At 71.2% G+C, this 20,173-nt stretch carries 21 protein-coding genes; 8 read left to right on the top strand and 13 right to left on the bottom strand.

What is annotated here, in order from left to right:
* Positions 1-454 precede the first annotated feature (454 nt).
* Positions 455-751 carry an iron-sulfur cluster biosynthesis protein gene (locus tag AB0383_RS48030; protein WP_366191218.1) on the bottom strand — a complete coding sequence of 99 codons (297 nt, stop codon included), beginning with the start codon at positions 749-751 and terminating at the stop codon, positions 455-457.
* Between the two features lie 301 nt (positions 752-1,052).
* Between AB0383_RS48030 and AB0383_RS48025 the strand changes: the two genes are divergently transcribed.
* The 4 genes from AB0383_RS48025 to shbA all read left to right on the top strand — a co-directional run bounded on the left by AB0383_RS48025 (position 1,053) and on the right by shbA (position 3,162).
* On the top strand, positions 1,053-1,541 hold the full coding sequence (locus AB0383_RS48025) for a GtrA family protein (RefSeq protein ID WP_364183111.1): 489 nt from the start codon (positions 1,053-1,055) through the stop codon (positions 1,539-1,541).
* Between the two features lie 55 nt (positions 1,542-1,596).
* Complete coding sequence (locus AB0383_RS48020) at positions 1,597-1,935, top strand: DUF202 domain-containing protein (protein ID WP_364183184.1); 339 nt, start codon at positions 1,597-1,599, stop codon at positions 1,933-1,935.
* Positions 1,932-2,237: a DUF202 domain-containing protein gene (locus tag AB0383_RS48015; RefSeq protein WP_364183114.1), complete on the top strand. Its 306-nt coding sequence runs from the start codon at positions 1,932-1,934 to the stop codon at positions 2,235-2,237. Before AB0383_RS48020 ends, AB0383_RS48015 begins: the two co-directional genes overlap by 4 nt.
* A gap of 253 nt (positions 2,238-2,490) precedes the next feature.
* Positions 2,491-3,162 (top strand): RNA polymerase sigma factor ShbA, encoded by a 672-nt coding sequence (shbA, locus tag AB0383_RS48010; protein WP_255637632.1) that lies wholly within the window; start codon positions 2,491-2,493, stop codon positions 3,160-3,162.
* Between the two features lie 4 nt (positions 3,163-3,166).
* Here the strand turns inward: shbA and AB0383_RS48005 are convergent, their stop codons facing one another.
* From AB0383_RS48005 to AB0383_RS47995, 3 genes are read right to left on the bottom strand one after another with little or no spacing between them, the layout of a single operon-like run.
* On the bottom strand, positions 3,167-3,997 hold the full coding sequence (locus AB0383_RS48005) for an amidohydrolase family protein (protein WP_364183118.1): 831 nt from the start codon (positions 3,995-3,997) through the stop codon (positions 3,167-3,169).
* A complete protein-coding gene (locus tag AB0383_RS48000; protein WP_366191215.1) occupies positions 3,994-4,974 on the bottom strand; it encodes an aldo/keto reductase in 981 nt (326 codons plus the stop codon). Before AB0383_RS48000 ends, AB0383_RS48005 begins: the two co-directional genes overlap by 4 nt.
* Positions 4,971-5,321, bottom strand: coding sequence for an L-rhamnose mutarotase (locus AB0383_RS47995; protein WP_364183124.1), 351 nt, complete (start codon positions 5,319-5,321; stop codon positions 4,971-4,973). Before AB0383_RS47995 ends, AB0383_RS48000 begins: the two co-directional genes overlap by 4 nt.
* Positions 5,322-5,401: 80 nt before the next feature.
* Between AB0383_RS47995 and AB0383_RS47990 the strand changes: the two genes are divergently transcribed.
* Entirely contained in the window at positions 5,402-6,121 is a 720-nt protein-coding gene (locus tag AB0383_RS47990; RefSeq protein ID WP_364183126.1) for a FadR/GntR family transcriptional regulator, read from the top strand.
* Positions 6,122-6,225: 104 nt separating this feature from the next.
* On the opposite strand, the gene AB0383_RS47985 is transcribed toward AB0383_RS47990, so the two are convergent.
* From AB0383_RS47985 to AB0383_RS47960, 6 genes are read right to left on the bottom strand one after another with little or no spacing between them, the layout of a single operon-like run.
* Entirely contained in the window at positions 6,226-7,242 is a 1,017-nt protein-coding gene (locus AB0383_RS47985; RefSeq protein ID WP_360599787.1) for an ABC transporter permease, read from the bottom strand.
* On the bottom strand, positions 7,235-8,758 hold the full coding sequence (locus AB0383_RS47980) for a sugar ABC transporter ATP-binding protein (protein WP_364183129.1): 1,524 nt from the start codon (positions 8,756-8,758) through the stop codon (positions 7,235-7,237). Before AB0383_RS47980 ends, AB0383_RS47985 begins: the two co-directional genes overlap by 8 nt.
* Positions 8,755-9,789 carry a sugar ABC transporter substrate-binding protein gene (locus tag AB0383_RS47975; protein ID WP_364183187.1) on the bottom strand — a complete coding sequence of 345 codons (1,035 nt, stop codon included), beginning with the start codon at positions 9,787-9,789 and terminating at the stop codon, positions 8,755-8,757. The genes AB0383_RS47980 and AB0383_RS47975 overlap by 4 nt, the downstream gene beginning before the upstream one ends.
* A 43-nt stretch (positions 9,790-9,832) precedes the next feature.
* Complete coding sequence (locus AB0383_RS47970; RefSeq protein ID WP_364183131.1) at positions 9,833-10,591, bottom strand: SDR family oxidoreductase; 759 nt, start codon at positions 10,589-10,591, stop codon at positions 9,833-9,835.
* On the bottom strand, positions 10,588-11,889 hold the full coding sequence (locus tag AB0383_RS47965; RefSeq protein ID WP_364183134.1) for an enolase C-terminal domain-like protein: 1,302 nt from the start codon (positions 11,887-11,889) through the stop codon (positions 10,588-10,590). Before AB0383_RS47965 ends, AB0383_RS47970 begins: the two co-directional genes overlap by 4 nt.
* Position 11,890: 1 nt before the next feature.
* Entirely contained in the window at positions 11,891-12,751 is an 861-nt protein-coding gene (locus AB0383_RS47960) for a fumarylacetoacetate hydrolase family protein (protein ID WP_366191212.1), read from the bottom strand.
* Positions 12,752-13,108: 357 nt separating this feature from the next.
* Between AB0383_RS47960 and AB0383_RS47955 the strand changes: the two genes are divergently transcribed.
* A complete protein-coding gene (locus tag AB0383_RS47955) occupies positions 13,109-14,152 on the top strand; it encodes a DUF2235 domain-containing protein (RefSeq protein ID WP_366191211.1) in 1,044 nt (347 codons plus the stop codon).
* A 3-nt stretch (positions 14,153-14,155) separates the two neighbouring features.
* Here the strand turns inward: AB0383_RS47955 and AB0383_RS47950 are convergent, their stop codons facing one another.
* A complete protein-coding gene (locus AB0383_RS47950; RefSeq protein WP_366191210.1) occupies positions 14,156-14,524 on the bottom strand; it encodes a GNAT family N-acetyltransferase in 369 nt (122 codons plus the stop codon).
* A 140-nt stretch (positions 14,525-14,664) separates the two neighbouring features.
* The gene (locus AB0383_RS47945; RefSeq protein ID WP_366191224.1) at positions 14,665-15,891 is read right to left on the bottom strand and encodes an FAD-dependent oxidoreductase; all 1,227 of its coding nucleotides are present in this window, start codon (positions 15,889-15,891) and stop codon (positions 14,665-14,667) included.
* Between the two features lie 202 nt (positions 15,892-16,093).
* On the opposite strand from AB0383_RS47945, the gene AB0383_RS47940 reads away from it, so the two are divergent.
* Together AB0383_RS47940 and AB0383_RS47935 are read left to right on the top strand one after the other, a co-directional pair.
* Positions 16,094-16,297: a hypothetical protein gene (locus AB0383_RS47940; protein ID WP_220237697.1), complete on the top strand. Its 204-nt coding sequence runs from the start codon at positions 16,094-16,096 to the stop codon at positions 16,295-16,297.
* 690 nt (positions 16,298-16,987) lie between these two features.
* A complete protein-coding gene (locus AB0383_RS47935) occupies positions 16,988-18,745 on the top strand; it encodes a hypothetical protein (protein ID WP_366191208.1) in 1,758 nt (585 codons plus the stop codon).
* 3 nt (positions 18,746-18,748) lie between these two features.
* On the opposite strand, the gene AB0383_RS47930 is transcribed toward AB0383_RS47935, so the two are convergent.
* Positions 18,749-20,086 (bottom strand): PLP-dependent aminotransferase family protein, encoded by a 1,338-nt coding sequence (locus AB0383_RS47930; protein ID WP_364183148.1) that lies wholly within the window; start codon positions 20,084-20,086, stop codon positions 18,749-18,751.
* Positions 20,087-20,173: the final 87 nt, after the last annotated feature.

Here is a 20,173-nt window from a genome sequence, read left to right as displayed (position 1 = left end):
GTCGGATCGGCCGGGGGCCGATCGCACCGCCCCATCCGGAAGCCGGCGCGATCTCGCGCTGTGGTCACCCGCGTGGCGGTTCGGGTACGTAGCTGAGTCGCTCAGGAGGTCGGTCGCGCCGCTCGCTCGCTGGCGCGATCTCGCCGCACCGGCGGAGCCAGGGCCATAAACGCTAACCGGGCCAGGTTCCCGGCCGACCACAGCGCGAGATCGGCTCAAAGGCGATCTCGCACGCGCCGGCCCAGTCGAGGCCGACAACACAGCGATCTCGCACGCCCCGGCGAAACCGGGCCCAAAGATGCCAACCGGGCCAGTCACCCGGCCGACCACAGCGCGAGATCGCGCCGGTTTCTTCCCGGTCGACATGGGCGGCCCCCCGGGCCGACCGTGTCGACCGGGAAGGAGCCGGCTCAAAGGCGATCTCGCACGCGGCGGCGGAGCCGACGCCAAAGATTCAGCTCTGCTGAGGAAGCACCGCAAAGGCCACGTCGCCGGTTTCGTCCTGCTGGACGTCGAGGACCTTGTCGTCCAGGAGGGCGGCGGCCTGGGGTTCGAGGAAGACCTTCGCGCCGGCGTCGGTGCCCACTACGCGGTCGCCGTCCTGGGGAGAGGGGGCGACGGAAAGCGCGAGCTGAGCGCCCTCGCCCTCCTTCACGCTCTGGAGGGCGAAGCGCAGCCCGCTCTCCTCAGCGCCCTGTTGAGCCGTCAGCGCGGAGATCGCCTCGGCGGCGGCTTCGGTTACGGTCAGCATCTTCGGCCTTCCCTTCGTCGCGGTCGGATGCGATGGGTTTTCACGCTAGGGGCGCCCGTTCGGCAGCGCAGCGTGAGCGGCGCCCACACCGGGCAGCCGTGGGACCGGTCACAAACACGTTTGAAAACCGGGCGTTCTGCCCACACGCGGGCGCGGGTGCGCGCGAACACCCGAGAACACGGAATAGCCGGCGCGCCGGGTGGGCTGAACCAAAGGAGCCGGGTCCCTGTCGGCGGGATCACAAGTGTTCATCGGCTTCATCAGGTTCACAAGTTTGTGAAGCAGAGGTAGCGTCAGGATCATGACCACCACCAGGTGGACGCCCCGGCCGCCGCTTTTCCACCGGGACCCGCAGCGTCACCACGAGGACCACGAGCTCGGCGGACACGCCGCCTGGTACCTCGTCGCCGGCGGTGTCACCACGGGCCTGCAGGCCGTGCTCTTCCTGGTCCTGCGCCCCGAACTCGGCTCGCAGTGGGCGAATCTGGTGGCCATCGCGCTCACCACGGTCGGCAACACCGAGTTCCACCGCCGCGTCACGTTCGCCGGGCGCGCGAGCAAGGCCGGCCAGCGCCACTTGCAGGACTTCCTCACGTTCGTCTTCTACGCCGGGTACGGCTCGATCGTCCTGGCCACCCTCGACGCGGTGGTCAGCCACCCGACGGCGTGGGAGGAAACGGCCAGCCTGCTGGCCGCCAGCTTCATCGGCGGGGTCGTTCGGTTCGCCGTGCTGCGGTGGTGGGTCTTCGCCCACGCCAAGCCCGAAGCGCCCGCCGCGGACCACGACTAACGTCCGGACAGTGTCGGAAGAGAAGCTCGACCCGCCCCACGGCGAACCACCCAGCATCGGCCCCCACAGCGGTGGCACCGAACCGGACTACCGGTTCACCCTCGCCAACGAGCGGACGTTCCTCGCGTGGCTGCGCACGGCCCTGGGTCTGCTCGCGGGCGGCGTCGCGGTCCACCAACTGGTCCCAAGTCCCGTGGCGATGAGCTCCGTGCTCGCCGGGCTTTGCGTGGTGCTCGCGGCGATCCTCGCGGCCGGCGCTTACCCGCGCTGGCGGCGCGTGCAGATCGCCATGCGCGCCGGGCAGCCACTGGCCCGCAGCTCGATGATCCTGGTGCTCACCGTGGGTGTGTTCCTGCTGATGGCGGCCGCCGTCGTGCTGGTGATCGTGTCGTGAGCCGGCCCTTCGCCAACGGTGCCCAGCCCGAACGCACCGGCCTCGCGTGGCGCCGCACCGCGCTGTCGGCCGCCGCGTGCGCGGTGCTGCTGCTGGGTGCCGCGGTGCGCAACGAAGGCGCATGGGACATCGTCCCGGCGGCGTTCGCAACCCTCACCGCGCTGGCGCTCGCGGGGGTCGGCCGGCACCGGGAGCGATCACTCCGCACGGACCCCGAGCCGCCCGCACTGAAACCCGTTCTACCCGCGGTGGTGGCCACCCTCTGTTGTGCAACGGCCGTGTCGCTCTTGGTGACGTACTGAGTGGACAGTCCGCACATCCTGCGAGCAGCGAATCGTACTGTGCGTTGACTGGTCTCGATTTTATCAAGACCACTGCTGCTAACGGGGTATTCGTAGTTGAAATCTGGACTGTCGGCCCGCGAGCCGCATAGGGTTACGGAGCGTCGCAACGGGAGCGGCAACATCCTGATCATCCGGAGTAGCTGCGACCGCAACATCACAGAGTGTTGACCCCAAGACCAGCGACGGTCGCAGGGTCGCCGGGGAGACGACCATGACAGCACCGTCGAAGACGTCCCATACCGAAGCAGCCGCCGACGAAGCCGACGTGCCAGGCTACGTCACGCCGGAAACGCTGCCGAGGCCTGCGGGCCGGTTGACCAAGGAAGACCTCGACCCGCTCGTGGTCGCCGCCGGCCGGGGAGACCAGCGCGCGATCACCGAGCTGCTCCACGTGCTGCGGCCCGTGGTGGCCCGCTACTGCCGGGCGCGCATGGGCGGACGCGACCTGTCCTACCTCTCCGCCGACGACGTGGCCCAGGACGTGAGCATGGCCGTCCTCAAGGCCTTGCCCGACTACCAGGACCGCGGCGGCTCGTTCCTGTACCTCGTGCACGCCATCGCGGCCAACAAGGTCGCCGACGCCTACCGCGCCGTCGCGCGGGACCGGTCCGAGCCGGTGCCCGAGCTGCCGGAGCGGCCGCTGTCGGGCACCGGTAACGAGCCCGAGTCGTATGCGCTGCGGCTCGACCTCGGTTCCCGCCTGCAGGAGATGCTCACCCGCCTCGCGCCGCTGCAGCAGGAGATCCTGACGCTGCGCATCATCGTGGGCCTGAGCGCCAACGAGACCGCCGAGACGCTCGGCATCTCCGCCGGCAACGTCCGCGTCACCCAGCACCGCGCCCTCACCAAGCTGCGCGACATGGTCCAGGGCGAAGACTTCTGACGCGTCAACCGAGTCCGTACACGCGTTTCGCCGTGTACTCGAAGACGTCGAGCCGTTCCGGGTCCGTGAGCGGACCCGTGAGGGACATGGCCGCGTCGAGCACGACCTCGTAGGCGGCCGCCAGCTCGCACACCGGCCAGTCCGTGCCGAAGAGCACTCGGTCGGCGCCGAACGAGGTGAAGACGTGGTCGGCGTAGCGGCGCAGGTGCCCGATCCGCCACTGCTGCCAGTCGGCCTCCGTGACGAGCCCGGAGAGCTTGCACGCCACGTTGTCCCGCGCGCCGAGCGACGCGATCCCGTCGGCCCACGGCTGCCACTCCCCCGCCGCGATGGCAGGCTTCGCCGCGTGGTCGAGCACGAGCCGCAGCTCCGGCAGCTGCTCGGCCACCTTCCGCGCCGCCGCGACCTGCGCGGGTGCCACCAGCAGGTCGTACACCAGCCCCGCCGCGCCGACGGCCGCCAGGCCGCGCAGCACGTCCGGGCGCAGCAGCCACTCCGGGTCGTCCTCGTTCTCCACCTGGTGGCGGATGCCCACGAGCGGGCCCAGCTCCTTCAGCCGCGCGAGCCGGTCGGCGACGTCGGGCGCCGTCAGGTCCACCCAGCCCACCACACCGGCGATCACCGGTTCGGCCGCCGCCGTGGCCAGGAAGTCCTCCGTCTCGCCCTGGTCGGGCAGCGTCTGCACCAGCACGGTGGCGTGCACCCCGGCCGCGTGCGTCACCGTGCGCAGATCGTCCACTGTGTACGGACGCCGGATCGGGTCCATCGCCGCGCCGGCGAGCCACGGGTAGTCGCGGCGGGTCGGGTCCCACAGGTGGTGGTGGGCGTCGATCACTGCGGTCCTCCAGACGTCACGGGCCGGCCGACGGCGTCCGCGCGCAGCAGGCCGGCGTCGACGAGGTCGGTCCACAGTACGGCGGGCACGACCTTGGCCGCGCGGCGCGCGTTCACCGCCACCTGCCCGGCGTCGTGCGCGCCGACGACCACCGACACCACGGCCGGGTGCGAAGCCGGCAGCGCGAGCGCGGCCTCCGGCAGCTCGACGCCGTGGCGGGCGCAGATCTCCGCGATCCGCCGCGCCTTCTCGACGAGTTCCGCCGGCGCGGCCGCGTAGTCGTAGATCGTTCCCGGTTCCACGGTGGCGAGGATGCCCGCGTTGAACACGCCGCCCGCGACCACGCCGACGCCGCGTTCGAGGCACAGCGGCAGCAGGTCGTCGAGCGCCGGCTGGTTGAGCAGGGTGTAGCGCCCGGCCATGAGCACGTGGTCGAGGTCGAAGCGGCGGACGAACTCGGTGAGCATCGGCGTCTGGTTCATCCCTGCGCCGACCGCACCGATCACGCCCTGCTCGCGCAGCTCCAGCAACGCGGGAAACGCGCCGCTCACCGCTTCGGCGAAGTGGTCGTCCGGGTCGTGCACGTACGCGATGTCGACGCGGTCGAGGCCGAGCCGGTCGAGGCTCGACTCCAATGACCGCAACACGCCGTCACGGCTGAAGTCCCAGCGCCGGAGGTAGATGGCCGGCACGTCGAAGCCTTGGTCGTCGCGCTCGCCCGGCGCCGCGGCGTGGGGTTCGAGCACCCGGCCGACCTTGGTGGAGAGCACGTACTCCTCACGCGGGTACGCGGCCAGTGCCGCGCCGAGGCGCCGTTCGGAGAGCCCGAGCCCGTAGTGCGGGGCAGTGTCGAAGTAGCGGATGCCCTCGTCCCACGCACGCCGCACGGTCGCGGTCGCCGTGTCGTCGTCGATCGCCTGGTAGAGGTTGCCGAGCTGTGCGCCACCGAGCCCGAGCGGGGAGAGCTTCACGTTCACTCCTTCACCGGAAGTTCCCAGACGAGCCCCAGGGCCGTCGAAGTATCGGACCGGTCGTCGTCCGTGTCGAGCAGCCGGTTGATGCGGATCTGCCACTCGATGTCGGCGGGATCGTCGGCGAGCGCGGCCTTCATCGCGTCGAAGTCGTCGACCTCCACGAAGTGGAACAAGTCGAGCCCGCTGCGCCAGATCCGCCACGTGCGCACGCCGGCGCGCCGCAGCGCCGCGTCGAGTTCGGGCGGGATCACCGCATGCACGGACTCGTAGGTCGCCTCCATACCCGGCTTGAGTCGGGTACGCAGGGCAACGCTTTCAGGGGCAGAGTCCGGGGCGGAGCCGTGGGTCATGGTCCCTCCTGACGAGTTGCGTGGCACTCTGTGTTCAGAACACCGAAACATCCGAGGTCTCTTGAGGGAGGGCGGTCTCGATGCCCGTCACCGATGTCGCGATCGACAAGATCAAGGACATGATCATCTCCGGGGAGCTCGCACCGGGCGACCGGCTGCCCAAGGAAGCCGAGCTCGCCCAGCGGCTGGGGCTCTCGCGCAGCTCCCTGCGCGAGGCCGTGAAGGCGTTGTGCCTGATCAGGGTGCTCGACGTGCGCCAGGGCGACGGCACGTACGTGACCAGTCTCGAGCCGAACCTGCTGCTCGACGCCATGACGTTCGTGGTCGACTTCCACCGCGACGACACCGTGCTCGACTTCCTGGCCGTGCGCCGGATCCTCGAACCGGCCGCCACGGCGCTGGCCGCGCTGCACATGAGCGAGGACGACATCACCGAGCTCGGCGCGCTGCTCGACGAACTGGCCGACGCGCCGACGGTGGAGGCGCTCGTGGCCAACGACCTGCAGTTCCACCGCAAGATCGCCGACGGCTCGGGCAACTCCGTGCTCTGCTCGCTGCTCGACAGCCTGTCGGGGCCCACGGCGCGGGCGCGGATCTGGCGCGGCCTCACGCAGGAGGGCGCGGTCGCCCGCACGCGTGAGCAGCACACCGCCATCTACGAGGCCATCGCCGCCCGTGAGCCGGAGCTGGCCCGGTCGTGGGCGACCGTGCACGTCGCGGGGGTCGAGCAGTGGCTGCGCAGCACGCTCACCCAGACCGGCACGGACGCGGACGACAATCCCGAGGCCGCTGCGTCCTGAGCGACGTCGAAGGTCCGTGAAGGGCTCCCCGAGGGACGCTGAATCCCTGAAGGGGCCCTTCACGGAACGGCGAGAAGGTCGGATGATCACGGCCCAGGCGCCGATCAGGTCTGCGGCTTTCCGCCGGCGTAACGGCTGATGATCAGGGCGATCAGGATGATGCCGCCGTAGATCGCCTTCAGCCATTCCGCCGGCACCTGCGCGATGCGCAGCAGGCTGTCCACCGACTGCAGGAGCAACACCCCGGTCAGGGCGCCGACGAGCGTGCCCTTGCCGCCGTCGAGCGAGACACCGCCGATCACCGCCGCGGCGAAGACCTGCAGGATCAGGCCGTCACCCTGGTCGGCGCCGAGCGCGCCGACGTAGCCGGTGTAAGCGAGGCCGCCGATCGCGGCCAGCACACCCGCGACGATGAACACCGCCCACGAGATCCGGTCCACCCGGATGCCGGCCGCGCGTGCCGCCTCGCGGTTGCCGCCGATCGCATACAGCGAGCGGCCGACGCGGTGGTAGCGCAGGCCGAGCCCGAACAGCAGGAACAGCACCGCCGCGAGCCACACCGACATCGGCAGCCCGGCGAACGTCGTGGTCGCCAGGGCCGTGAACGCGTCGAGCTGGTCGAACAGCGTCTTGCCGTTGGTGGAGCCGATCTGCGTGCCGCGCAGCACCGTGAGCATCGCCAGCGTGACGATGAACGCGTTGAGCTTGAGCTTCACGATGAGGAAGCCGTTCACGAGCCCGATCAGCGCACCCACCACGGGGATCGCGAGCAGGCCCAGCGCCGCCGGCCAGCCCGTGCCGAAGCCCGAGGACGTCGCCGGGATCACCAGCATCGCGCCGATCGCGGGCGCGATACCCATTGTCGATTCCAGCGACAGATCGAACTTGCCGGTCAGCAGCACCAACGACTCGCCCAGCACCACCAGCGACAGCGCGGCGGCGGCCGAGAGGATGCTGATCACGTTGTCGAACGTGAAGAACGAGTCGCTGATCAGCCCGCCGATCACGAACACGACCACGAGCGCGGGCAGCAGCGCCAGCTCGCGCAGCCACAGCGACTTGCGCCGTTTCGGGGGCGCCGCGGGCAGCGCCGTCTGCGGATCGCTCATCAGCTCAGTCATGGAGCCCGACTCCTTCGATGTCGGCCACGAGGTCTCCGTCGGACCAGCCGGCCTGGTGTTCGGCGACGACGGCACCGGCGCGCAGCACCAGCACCCGGTCGGCCAGGCGCAGGTCGTCGAGCTCGTCGCTCACGATCAGCACCGCCTTGCCTTCGGCCCGCACCCGGTCGACGACCGCGAGCAGGGCCTCCTTCGACTTCACGTCCACACCCGCGGTGGGGTTGATCAGCACGACCACCCGCGGGCCGCTCTCCAGCGCCCGGGCCAGCACGACCTTTTGCTGGTTGCCGCCCGACAGGTCAGCCACCGGCTGTTCCGGCCCGGCCGCGACGATGTCGTAGGCGGCCAGCGCGCGGGCACCGCGGTCGTGCCGCGCCTTGGGCGAGGCGAACCCGGCCGGGCCCATGCGATCGAGCACGGACAGCGTGGCGTTGTCCATGATCGAGTGCTCCAGCACCAGACCCTCGTGGTGGCGGTCACGCGGCACGCAGCCGATCCCGGCGTGCACCGCGGCCGGGATGTCGCCCGGGGGCAACGGTTTCCCGTCCACCGCCACGGTTCCCGCCGAGGGCGAGCGCAATCCGTAGACGGTCTCGGCCACCTGGTGCTTGCCGCTCGCGTTGCTGCCGGCCAGCCCCACGACCTCGCCGCGGTGCACCCGCACCGACACGTCGTGGAAGCCGTCGCCGGACAGTGCGTCGACGGTGAGCACCTCGGCGGCGTCCACGGCCAGCGGGTCGCGGCTCGCCGCGTCGCGCACGGACAGCCCACCCTGCTCACCGGTCATGGCGTCGACCAGCTGTGGCCGGCTGACCTCGGAGACCGGCGCGGTGAGCACGTGCTTCGCGTCGCGCAGCACCGTGACGGCCTGGCACACCTCGTAAACCTCGTGCAGGTGGTGGGAGATGAACAGGAACGTCACGCCGCTGCGCTGCATCTGGCGCATGCGATCGAAGAGCCGCTCGATGGCCTGGCTGTCGAGCTGGGCCGTCGGCTCGTCGAGCACGATGAACCGCGCGCCGTAGCTCAGCGCGCGGGCGATCTCCACGAACTGGCGGTCCTCCACCGAAAGCTCGCCCGCGGGCGTGTCCACGTCCACGCGGACGTCCCACGAGTCGAGCAGCTCCCGCGCCTGCCGGCGCAGCTTGCGCCAGCCGATGGCGAAGCCGCCGCGCGCCTGCCGGTTGAGGAACAGGTTCTCGGCCACCGTCAGCTGGGGCACCACCATGGCGTGCTGGTACACGCACGCCACGTGGGCCTTCCAGTCGTCCTGTTTGGACAGCGGCGGCGCGGGCACGCCGCCGAACTCGACGCTGCCGGTGTCCGGAAGGGACAATCCGGTGAGGATCGACACGAGCGTGGACTTGCCCGCCCCGTTGCGACCGACCAGCGCGTGCGACTCACCGGCGTGCACGGTCAGGCTCACGTCGTGCAGGGCCACGGTGGGCCCGTAACGCTTGCCGACGCCGTGGGCACTCACCACCGGCGCGGCCGTCTCGGGGGCGGGCGCGCTCACAGGTTGTTACCCCACAACGCCTTGTCGTCCACGTTATCCTTCGTCACGACCGGGGCCGGCAGCTGGTCCTCGAGGATGCCGGGGCTGATCTCGACGATCGTGGAACCGTGGTCGGTCGGGCCCGGCTGGAACTTCTCCCCCGCCATGGCCTTCTTGAGCCAGTACATGCCGTACTTGGCGTAGGCGTCGGCCGGCTGCGACACGGTGGCGTCGAGCTCGCCCGCGCGGATCGCCGCGAGCTCCTGCGGGATGCCGTCGTTGCTCACCAGCACCACGTGGCGCGGGTCGCTCGTCGGGAAGAACAGGTTCTTGCGCTTGAGCGCCTGCTCGGTCGGCGCGAGGTACACGCCGCCGGCCTGCATGTAGACGCCCTTGATGTCCGGGTTCGCGGTGAGGAGGCTGTCGAGGCCGGAAGACGCCTTGTCGGCCTTCCACTCCGCCGCGATCTCCAGCACCTTGATGTCCGGGTACTTCTGCTTCATGCAGTCGCGGAACGCGGCCGAGCGGTCGCGGCCGTTGACGGAGGCGAGGTCACCCATCACCTGCACGACCTTGCCGCTCTTCACGCGCTTGCCGATCTCCTCGCACGCCTTCGTGCCGTAGGCCTTGTTGTCGGCACGCACGACCATGGCGACCTTGCCGCTCTCGGGCGCGACGTCGACCGCGACCACGGGCACGCCCTTGTTCTCGGCCTGCTTCAGCCCGGCGACCACCGCGGCGGAGTCGATCGGCGTCACGACCAGGCCCTTGACGCCCTGGTTGAGCAGTGTGCCGATGTCGGTGATCAGCTTCGCCGGGTCGTTGTCGGCGTTCACCGTCGGCAACGCGTCGAGGCCGGTCTCCTTGGCCATTTGCGGCACGTAGTTGTTGTAGGCCTGCCAGAACGGCGACGTCAGCAGCGGCAGCGTGGCCCCGACCTTGCCGCCGGTGACGCCACCGCCGCCCGCCGCGGCCGCCGGTTTGTCCTTCGTGGACCCACACGCGGTCAGGACCAAACCACACGCGGCCGCCGCGGCGGCGAGCCGGATCACCTTCGTACGCACCGCATCCTCCTTGATGACATGCAAACGGGCACTATTTCTGCACAGGTCCCCGCGGGCGCAGGCCGTGCATGCCGCCGTCGACCGCGAGCGCGGTGCCGGTGGTCGACGCGGACAGCGGGCTGGCGAGGTAGGTGATGGCGCTCGCGACCTCGTCGGCGGTCACGAGCCGGCCCATCGGCTGGCGCGCGGCCAGGGCCGCGCGTTCGGCGGCCGGGTCCGCGGCCGCGTCGAGCAGGCGCCCGACCCACGGCGTGTCCGCGGTGCCGGGACACACGCAGTTCACGCGGATGCGGTGGGGCAGGTGGTCGGTGGCCATCGCGAGCGTCAGCGACAGCACCGCGCCCTTCGTCGCGGAGTACAGCGCCCGCTGCGGCAGGCCGGCCCACGCGGCGATGGAGCAGGTGTTGACCACGGCCGCCGAAGGCGACGCCTTGAGGTGCGGCAGGGCGGCACGCGTGACCCGGACCATGCCGACCACGTTCACGTCGTAGACGCGGTGCCACTCGTCGTCGCTGTTGTCCGCCACGTCGCCGGCCGCGCCGATGCCGGCGTTGTTGACCAGCACGTCGATCCGCCCGAAACGCTCGGCGACGGCGTCGATCGCGGCCTTCACCTCGGCGTCGGCCGTGACGTCGCACCGGAAGCCGGCCAGCGGCTCGGGCACGTCGTCGGTCTTGAGGTCCAGCACGGCCACCCGCGCGCCGCGCTCGGCGAGCAGCGTGGCCGTGGCCAGGCCGATCCCCGAAGCACCGCCGGTGACCACGGCGACCAGGCCGTCGAACTCGCTCACTGGGCGTCCTCCGTCCACTCTGGACCGTCCGGGAAGCGGAAGCGGCGCAGGGTCGCGTCGTGCATCCGCGCGGAGAACCCGGGTGCGGTCGGGGCCAGGTACCGGCCGTCGCGCACGACGGCCGGGTCGGTGAAGTGCTCGTGCAGGTGGTCGACCCACTCGATGGTGCGGTCGGTGTCCTCACCGGAGACGGCCACGAAGTCGAACATCGACAGGTGCCGCACCAGCTCGCACAGGCCGACCCCGCCGGCGTGCGGGCACACCGGAACGCCGAACTTGGCCGCCAGCAACAGGATCGCGAGGTTTTCGTTCACCCCGCCGACGCGCGCGGCGTCGAGCTGCAGCACGTCGATCGCGCCGGCCTGCAGCAGCTGCTTGAACACCACGCGGTTCTGCACGTGCTCGCCGGTGGCGACCTTGATCGGCGCCAGTGCCTTCGCGATGGCCGCGTGGCCCAGGATGTCGTCAGGCGAGGTCGGTTCTTCGATCCAGTACGGGTCGAACGGCGCGAGCTCCGTCATCCAGGACACCGCCGTGGCCACGTCCCAGCGCTGGTTGGCGTCCACGGCGACGCGGATCTCCGAGCCCACCGTCTCGCGCGCCAGCTTCATGCGGCGCACGTCGTCCTCGAGGTTGCCGCCGACCTTCAGCTTGATCATCTCGAAGCCGTCGGCCACGGCCTGTTCGGCCAGGCGCACCAGCTTCGCATCGGAGTAGCCGAGCCAGCCCGGCGACGTGCTGTACGCGCGGTAGCCCTCGGCTTCGAGCTTCGCGATCCGCTCCTCGCGGCCGGGTTCGGCGGCGCGCAGGATGTCGAGCGCCTCCTGTTCGGTCAGCGCGTCGGACAGGTACCGGAAGTCCACGAGCGACACCAGCTCTTCCGGCGTCATGCGGGCCGCGAACTTCCACAGCGGCAGGTCGGCCCGGCGCGCGGCGAGGTCCCACGCGGCGTTCACGACCGCGCCGATCGCCATGTGCGCCACGCCCTTTTCCGGGCCCAGCCAGCGGAACTGCGAGTCGCCGATCAGGTCACGGGAAAGCCGGCCAAGCGCCTCGGCGTCTTCCGGCACCTCGCGGCCGACGACGTGTGGCGCGAGCGCGCGGATCGCGGCGGCCTGCACGTCGTTGCCGCGGCCGATGGTGAAGGCAAGCCCGTAGCCGTCGGGGCCGAGGTCGGTGTGGAGCTCGACGTAGGCGGCCGAGTAGTCGGGGTCGGGGTTCATGGCGTCCGACCCGTCGAGCTCCCGCGAGGTCGGGAACCGGACGTCGAGCACCTCCATGCCGATGATCTTCGCCATGTCAGGCCTGCCTCAGCGTCTGGCGCTGGCGGCCGAGGCCGTCGATCTCCAGCTCGACCACGTCGCCCTCGCGCAGGTACGGCTTCGGCTCCGGCTGCCCGAGCGCGACGCCCTCGGGGGTGCCGGTGTTGATCAGGTCGCCGGGGCGCAGCACCATGAACTGGCTCAGGTAGTGGACGATCTCGGCGACGGTGAAGACCATGTCCTTCGTCGAGGAGTCCTGCACCTTTTTGCCGTTGACCCACGTGCGCAGCCCGAGGTCCTGCGGGTCGGGTACCTCGTCGGCGGTCACGAGCGCCGGGCCGAGCGGGTTGAACGTCTCGCAGTTCTTGCCCTTGTCCCACTGGCCGCCGCGGTGCAGCTGGAACTCGCGCTCGGAGACGTCGTTGGACACGACGTAGCCGGCGACGTGTTGGAGAGCCTCCTCGACGCTGTCGAGGTAACGCGCCTGCTTGCCGATCACGACGCCGAGCTCGACTTCCCAGTCGGTGCTGGTCGAGCGGCGCGGGATGAGCACGTCGTCGTCCGGGCCGACGATCACGTCAGGGGCCTTCATGAACAGCACCGGTTCCGCCGGCACGGCGGCGCCGGTTTCCTCGGCGTGCCGACGGTAGTTCATGCCGATGCAGAGAAGCTTGCCGGGCGAGGCCAGCGGCGGGCCGACGCGCAGGCTCGCGGTTTCCGGGCCGGCGGCGGGCAGCTCGCCGGCTTCGAGCGCGGCGGCGACGCGGGCGAGGCCGTCGGCCGCGAGGAACGCGCCGTCGACGTCGGCCGTGAGGCCGGAGAGGTCGTACAGGGTGCCGTCTCCGGCACGCACGAACGGTCGCTCTTCTCCCGCGGCTCCGAGACGCACAAGCTGCACGGACGTTCCCCTCTCACCACAGCCACATCAAGACATCCGATGTATAGCGCATGGGCGGCGTGGGATCCAGAGGCCTGGATGATTTGGTGTGAAAATTGATCGGATCACCAAAGTGGGCGCCTTACGGTGCACCGATGCCGATCGTGCCCCGGCCCGGCCGCAGGCGCACGCCGGAGCCGGCCCGCTTTCGTCGGATCTTTCCGCGCGGGAGCCGGCGAAGGGTGAACAGCCCGTGGTTTCCCGGTGTTTTCCTTGCCACACCTCGGCTTCGGTACCGATTCGGCCGAACCCGTTGAAAACGCCGCCGGGTCGTGCCTTGATGGCTTCCGACCCAACGACGCAGTGAACGAGGTACTGATGCCCAAGCGGATCCTGATCTGCTGCGACGGCACGTGGGATTCGGCGGATCTGGCCGACGGCAGCGTGCCCGCCCCCAGCAACGTCACGCGGCTCGCGCTGGCCACCGCACCGGCCGACGAAGCCGGCACGGAGCAACGGGTCTTCTACCAGTCGGGCATCGGCACCACGCGGCAGCGGCTGATCGGCGGCGCGTTCGGCATCGGGCTCTCACGCAACGTCCGCGAGGTCTACACCTATCTCGTGCACACCTACGAACCCGGCGACGAGATCTTTTTCGTGGGCTTCAGCCGTGGCGCGTACACCGTGCGCAGCGTGGCCGGCTTCATCCGCAACTGCGGCCTGCTGCGCCGCGAGCACGGCGGGCTCGTCAAGCGCGCGTACGGCCTCTACCGCGACCGCGGCGACAAGTCCCACCCGCGCAACACCGAGGCCACGCTCTTCCGCCGCACCTATTCGCACGAGCCGCGGATCCGGTTCATCGGCGTGTGGGACACGGTGGGCGCACTCGGCGTGCCGCTCACCGGCTTCTGGCCGATCGACGTGTTCAACCGCCGCTTCCAGTTCCACGACACGGCCCTGAGCTCCACGGTGGACGCCGCGTTCCAGGCGCTGTCGATCGACGAGCACCGCAAACCGTTCGTGCCCTCGATCTGGGCGCCGCCGACCGCGCCCGGCACGAAGCAGATCGAGCAGGTCTGGTTCGCCGGCTGCCACTCCGACGTCGGCGGCGGCGGGCAGACCCAGCGCGGCCTCTCCGACGTCCCGCTGCGCTGGCTCGCGAGCCACGCCGCCCTCAACGGCCTCGCACTGCTGCCGGACTTCCCGTGCGAACCCGACGCGCTCGGCCCGACGTTCCCGTCCCGCACGGGTTTCTACCGCCTCCTGCCCTCGGTGACGCGCGGCATCGGCACCACGGACCCGAAGCACGAGTTCGTGGCCTCCAGCGCCCTCACCCGCCACAAGGTCGCGGCGGACTACGCGCCGCCGAACCTGGTGGGGTACCTGGCGCTGGACGGGCCGGTCATCCCGGTGGAGGCCTGAGCCTCACCCGAGGTCTGGTCCAGGCGAGAGCCGGTAGACCAGCTGCGGGAGCAGCCGGCCCGGAATGGATCCCGAGAGTACGGAGCCGATCCGGACCGCGCCCATCTTCCGGTAGAAGTCCTCGGCGAACGGGTCGGAGCCGATGATGAGCCGCTGAAAGTCCAGCGTGCGGGCCGTGTCCACCGCGTGCTGCCACAACCGGCGGCCGACGCCGGTACCGATGTGGTCAGGCTCGACGAAGAGGCAGGCGAGCTCACCTTCGGGTGCCTGACCGGCCAGGGTGTGAAGCCGACCACGCGCTCGCCGATCTGCGCTACGGTCGCTTTCCCCGCGACCAGGTCGTCGGGTCGGAGGGTCAGCTCGGTTCGGCATGCCTCCAGGAACGCCTCGTCGTAGCCCCAGTGGGCCTTCGACCGCAGCGTGAGCGCGCTGAGGTCGGCGGCTTCATGGGGCTGACCGGCGCGAAGCAGCACCTTTCACTGTGCCCTTCGGAGCCGCTGGCGATCAAGCCATCACCCGATCTCGGCGAGGTTGCCCGACTTCAGGTCCTCGTCACGCACCTTCATTCGCCCATCCACCAAGCGCTGCAACGCATCCCCGTCGTCCCACTGGTTCACGTTCATCGCGGCGTGCACCTCGCCCTCGGCGCCGACCCAGAACGCCGTGAAGTCGCGCGCCGCGAGGTCGCCCCGGACGACGAGGCGGTCGCGGTCGGCGTCGGCGAGACCGCGGTATTCCATGCCGAGGTCGTACTGGTCGGAGAAGAAGTAGGGCGAATCCAGGTAGGGCTCGTTCTCCCCCAGCAGGTTCCCGGCAACGTGGGCCCCCTGTGTGCGCGCGGCGGCCCAGTGCTCGACGCGCACGCGGTGGCCGTAGCGGGGGTGGAAGTGCGACGCAATGTCGCCGATGGCGTAGACGTCCGGGGCGGCCGTGCGCAGGCCCGCGTCGACCGCGACGCCGCCGTCGTCCGAAAGCTCGAGGCCCGCGGTGTGGGCAAGTTCCACGCGCGGCGCGGCGCCGACGGCCACGAGGACCACGTCGGCGAGCAGCTCCTCACCGCTTCGCAGCCGCACGCCGCGCACGCCGCTCGGGTCACCCGTGACCTCCGCGACGTGTTCGCCCAGGCGCCAGTGCACGCCGTGTTCTTCATGCAGGGACCAGAAAACCCCGGCCACCTCGGCGCCGAGGACCTTCCCGAGCGGCAGGCGCCCGGGCGCCACCACGGTCACGTCCGCGTCGTGCGAACGCGCGGCCGCCGCGGCCTCCGTGCCGATCCAGCCGGCGCCGATGACCACCACGCGCCGGGCGTCGACGAACGCCGTGCGCAGGCTGAGCGAGTCGTCCAGCGTGCGCAGCGTGTAGAGGCCCGGGAAGTTGCCGCCGGGCGCGGTCAGCGGACGCGGACGGGAACCCGTCGCGAGCACGAGACGGTCGAAGCGGTGCTCGCCGCCGGCGTCGTCGAGCACGAGGCGCGCGCCGAGCTCCAGACGCGTGGCGGTGAGGCCGGAGGTGAGCCGGATGGCTTGGGCGTCGTAGAACCCGGCCTCGTGCACCCAATCGGGTTCGTCGGTGGTGCCCAGCAGCACACCCTTCGACAGCGGCGGCAGCTCGTAGGGCCGGTGCGGATCCGAACCCATCAGCAGCACGTCGCCGCCGAAGCCCTTCTCCCGCACGGCGGCGGCAGCCGAGGCTCCTGCGAGACCGGCCCCGACGATCACGATCTTCCGCGGCTGCGCCATCCCGGACATCCCGACCTCCCGCGTCCCCGCCACCTGCCGCGTGGACGCTACTCCCGTCGCGCGGACGGCACATCCCAGGTGAACCCGCCAGGACGACCCGTCGGTAGGCAATTCGGGTGAACCCGCGTAAGAGCCGCGTGAGGCGCTCGTCCCACCCGGGCACGAAGCACGACCGCAACGCGGAATCGGGAGGGCGAGAGCCGTGACAGACCGGGACGAGTGGTCCATCGGCTGCCGGGATCTGGCGGGCAGGCGCAGGGACGTGACGGTGTTCGTGAGCAGCGACGACAAGATTGTGCTCGTGGCGCCGCCAGGCGAAGCGGCCGTGCTCGGGCCCCTCGACGTGGGCCGCCTCAGGGCCGCGCTGCGCGACGCCGTGGTGGCCGTGGCGCAGCACCCGGAGTGAGTGTGTTTTTTGCCTCGGCTGTGTTGTTGGCCCCGGCTCCGCCGGGGCGTGCGAGATCGCCTTTGAGCCGGCTTCCGGATTGGGGCGGTCGGATCGGCCGGGGGCCGATCGCACCGCCCCAATCCGGAAGCCGGCGCGATCTCGCGCTGTGGTCGCCTCCAGGGCCTGTCCGGTCGGCCCGCCGCTCGCTGCGACCGCCCACCGGCCGTCACAACTCCCACCCCACGCGGCCCAACCCCCGGCTACCGCCGTTCCCGACCTCACCCCGTAGACGCCAACAGAACCTGCCCAATCCATCCGCTCAGTGCGACCGCCCACCCGCCGTCACAACTTCCAACCCGCACGGCCCAACCCCGGCAACCCCGGCTACCGCCGTGGTGACCGAGCGCCGTTGCGGCGCATCGTGAACGTGACGACCGGGGACCTGCAGGCCGACGCCGTAGCCCACCTGATCTGCCGCTCCCCGCACCGGCCTCACTCTCCGCCACCATCACCCGGCTACTCTGACCCCGCAGGGCCTGACCCGGCCCCCTGGGCAACCACGGCGCGAAATCGCGCCGGTGTTGGGATCGAGCGGTGCGATCGGCCCACGGCCGATCAGACCGCCCGATCCCAAAACCGGCTGAAAGCGATCTCGCACGCCTCGGCGGAGCCGAGGCAGAAAACACAGCCGAGGCGAAAGGACACAGCGTGGACGTCGCCGAGGCGCTGCCCACGGCCGCCGAGGTGGTCCGGCGGCGACGCGTCCTGCTGCGGTGGAGCGCGCACGTCGCGTGGGTGCTCGTGCTCGCGGTGGCGACGGAGCTGCGCGTGGGCCGGTTCGGCTTCCACCCGTCCGACCAGGGCTTCATCCTCGCGCAGGCGTGGCGGGTGCTGCAGGGCGAAGTGCCGCACGCCGACATCATCTCCGCGCGGCCGCTCGGCTCGGCGATCCTGCACGTGGTCGATTTCGCGCTGCCGGGACCGCTGTTCTTCGCGTCCAGCTGCCTGGCGATGGTGCAGATCACCCTCGCGACGATCGCGTTCGCCGTGCTCGTGACGCGGCGGCCGGTGCTGTCGTGGGGACCCGGCCGCGCGGCGCTGGTCGCGGCGGCCGCCCTGCTGAACCTCAACGGATTCCCGCTCATGGCGTGGCACACCGTCGACGGGATCACGCTCACCGCGTGCGGCGCGTGGGCTCTGGATTCCGGGCTGCGCAAGGGAAACCCGTACGCGCGGCTCGGTGGGCTCGCGCTGCTGGGCGCGGCAGTGTTCGTGAAGCAGAGCTTCGTGCTCGCCGCGGTGATCGGGCTGGTCTGGACCTTGTGCTACCCGAACCGGCTGCGCCGCCTGCCGGGTGACCTGCTGGCGTTGGGCGCGTTCGGGATCGTCTACGTGGCCTGGGTGAGCATCGGCGGCGGCTTCGGCGAGATGGTCGGGCAGCTGACCGGCGGCGTGCCCGCGTACGGCGAACGGCTGCTCGGCCTGTGGCTGCAAGACCCGCAGGTGCTGCTGCGCCCGCCGGTGCGGGAGCTCACGTTCTTCGCCGCCATCGCCGTGGTGCTGCTGGTGCTGCGGCTCGCGGGCGAACGGCTCGGCGCGGCCGGACGCGCGGCGTCGTGGCTGCTCGCGCTCGGCGGCGCGGCCGCGGTGGCGTGGACGGTGGTCGACGGGCGGCTCACGGCTTCGTCGCGCTGGGCCGACGTGCTGTGGTGGATTCTCGCCGTCGCCGTCGTGGTCCACGCGACCGTGCGGCGCAAGGTTTCCTGGGCCGGGCTGCTCGTGCTCGTGACGGGGTTCATGACGAGCCTGTCGTGGGGCAACGACACCCCGACGCTGCTCACCGGCTCACTGGCGCTCACGACGTTGCTGCTGCTGGGTTTCGTGCTGCCGGACCTTGCGCCGGTGCTGCGCCGCACCTGGCTCACCACCACGGCAGGCCTGGTCACGGTGGCGCTGTGCGGCTGGGCGGTCGTCGCGCACCACGACGAAGCCGCGTACCTCGACCTTTCACACGACAAGCTCACGGCCGACCTCGGCACGGTCAGCCCGGCCATGCGCGGCATCCGCACGAACCCCGCGACCTACACCTACGTCGCCCAGATCCGCGACTGTCTGCAGCGCTACCCGGCCTCCCGCGTCGCGGTGCTGCCCGACAACCCGTTCGCGTACCCGGCTTTCGGCCTGCGCAACCCGTTCCCGCTGGAGTGGCCGCTGCCGTTGGAGATCGTCGGTGACGCGCCGCAGCGCATGCTCGCCACCGCGGCGGATCTCGATCGCGAGGGCGACTACCTGGTGTTGTTCGAAACGGTGCAGAACAAGACGCTGGCGCAGGGCGGCCCGGTGCCCGCTCACGTGGCGGTGGATGCCCCGAGCGTCGACTACCTGGGGCTGGAGAACGCCTTGCGCGCGCGGCTGACCGGACAACCGGTGGCGTGCGGGAGCTTCGTCGGCAAGTGGGTGCGCTGAGGTTCAGTCCGGCAACGTGTCGTCCGGCGATCCGGCCGCCAGCGTCGCGAGCACGTCGAGCGCCGCCGCGAGGGTTTCCTTGGGTGGCGCGGAAACCGCGAGCCGCACGGCGTTCGGTGCGTGACCCGGAAGCACGGCGAACGAAGCCGCCGGCGACAACGCGATGCCGTGGCGAGCGGCGGCGGCCACGAACGTCTCCGCGCGCCACTGCTCCGGCAGCTCCCACCAGCGGTGGTACGCGGCCGGATCGCCGATGACGGTGAACCCGGCGAGGCGCTCGTCGAGGATCGTGGCGCGTTCGGCAGCGTCGGCGCGCTTCGCGGTCTCGACCTCGGCCAGCGCGCCGCCGGTGATCCAGCGGGTGGCGGCCTCCATCGCGAACCGCGTCGAACCCCAGCCACCCGAACGGACGGCGCCGGCGAGCCGCGCGGTCCAGGCCGCCGGCGACACCACGAACCCGGCGGTGAGGCCGGGCGCGACCCGCTTCGACAGGCTGTCGACGAACACCGTGCGCTCGGGCGCGAGCGCGGCCAGCGGCTCGACTTCCGGGCGCAGGAACGTGTAGATCCCGTCCTCGATCACCGGCAGGTCGAGGCGCCGCACCGTGTCGGCCAGCTCGGCACGGCGCGCGGGCGGCATGGTCGGCCCGAGAGGGTTGTGCAGCGTCGGCTGCACGTACAGCGCGCGCACGGGCGCCGCCGCGTGGGCGGCTTCGAGCGCGGCCGGGACGAGGCCGTCGGCGTCGGTTTCGATGGGCACGAGCTCGGCACCCAGCCGCGTGGCCAGGGCCTTCACCACGGGGTACGTCAGCGCTTCGACCGCGAGCCGCTCCCCCAGCGGCACGAACGTGGAGATCGCCGCGGCGATGCCCTGGCGGCCGTTGCCCGTCACCAGAACCGTCGCCGGGCCGGGCGTCCAGCTGCCACGAGACAGCAGTCCCGCCGCGGCTTCACGCACCGCTTTCGTCCCGGCGGCGCCGACGGGGTGCAGCGCGTCGGTGAAGACATCGGCGCGAAGCAGCGGCTCCAGCGCGTACGCAAGCTTCGCGGATTGGCTCGGCAGCACGGCGAAGTTGAGCTCGAGGTCCACGCGCGCGTCGCCGGGTTCGGCCAGCGCGGGCTCGGGCGCCGGGCGCGCGGCCCGGACGAAGGTGCCCCGGCCGACCTCCCCGACGGCCAGGCCGCGACGGATCAGCTCGCCGTAGACGCGGGCGGCGGTGGAGCCGGCGATGCCGCGGTCGCGCGCGAACCGGCGTTGCGGCGGAAGGCGGTCACCCGGCCTCAGCCGGCCGGCCTCGATGTCGGCGGCGAGTTCGTCCGCGACGACCCGGTAGTCATCCATCGCCACCTTCGCTTACGCCGTGAACCGCACAGAACCCCGTCCGCATGATGACACCGGCTGGTCACGTTCGGCGAATGCGACCCAGGG

Source organism: Amycolatopsis sp. NPDC051373 (assembly GCF_040689465.1).
Taxonomy (GTDB): Bacteria; Actinomycetota; Actinomycetes; order Mycobacteriales; family Pseudonocardiaceae; genus Amycolatopsis.
This window is presented reverse-complemented; position numbering and strand designations above follow the sequence as displayed.

Bases quoted from the DNA above. Each gene is read 5' to 3' on its own strand.
- AB0383_RS48030 (WP_366191218.1), bottom strand. From the start codon at position 751: ATGCTGACCGTAACCGAAGCCGCCGCCGAGGCGATCTCCGCGCTGACG.
- AB0383_RS47990 (WP_364183126.1), top strand. From the start codon at position 5,402: ATGCCCGTCACCGATGTCGCGATCGACAAGATCAAGGACATGATCATC.
- AB0383_RS47945 (WP_366191224.1), bottom strand. From the start codon at position 15,891: ATGGCGCAGCCGCGGAAGATCGTGATCGTCGGGGCCGGTCTCGCAGGA.
- AB0383_RS48025 (WP_364183111.1), top strand. From the start codon at position 1,053: ATGACCACCACCAGGTGGACGCCCCGGCCGCCGCTTTTCCACCGGGAC.
- shbA (WP_255637632.1), top strand. From the start codon at position 2,491: ATGACAGCACCGTCGAAGACGTCCCATACCGAAGCAGCCGCCGACGAA.
- AB0383_RS47955 (WP_366191211.1), top strand. From the start codon at position 13,109: ATGCCCAAGCGGATCCTGATCTGCTGCGACGGCACGTGGGATTCGGCG.
- AB0383_RS47950 (WP_366191210.1), bottom strand. From the start codon at position 14,524: ATGCCGAACCGAGCTGACCCTCCGACCCGACGACCTGGTCGCGGGGAA.
- AB0383_RS47995 (WP_364183124.1), bottom strand. From the start codon at position 5,321: ATGACCCACGGCTCCGCCCCGGACTCTGCCCCTGAAAGCGTTGCCCTG.
- AB0383_RS47930 (WP_364183148.1), bottom strand. From the start codon at position 20,086: ATGGATGACTACCGGGTCGTCGCGGACGAACTCGCCGCCGACATCGAG.
- AB0383_RS47985 (WP_360599787.1), bottom strand. From the start codon at position 7,242: ATGACTGAGCTGATGAGCGATCCGCAGACGGCGCTGCCCGCGGCGCCC.
- AB0383_RS47965 (WP_364183134.1), bottom strand. From the start codon at position 11,889: ATGGCGAAGATCATCGGCATGGAGGTGCTCGACGTCCGGTTCCCGACC.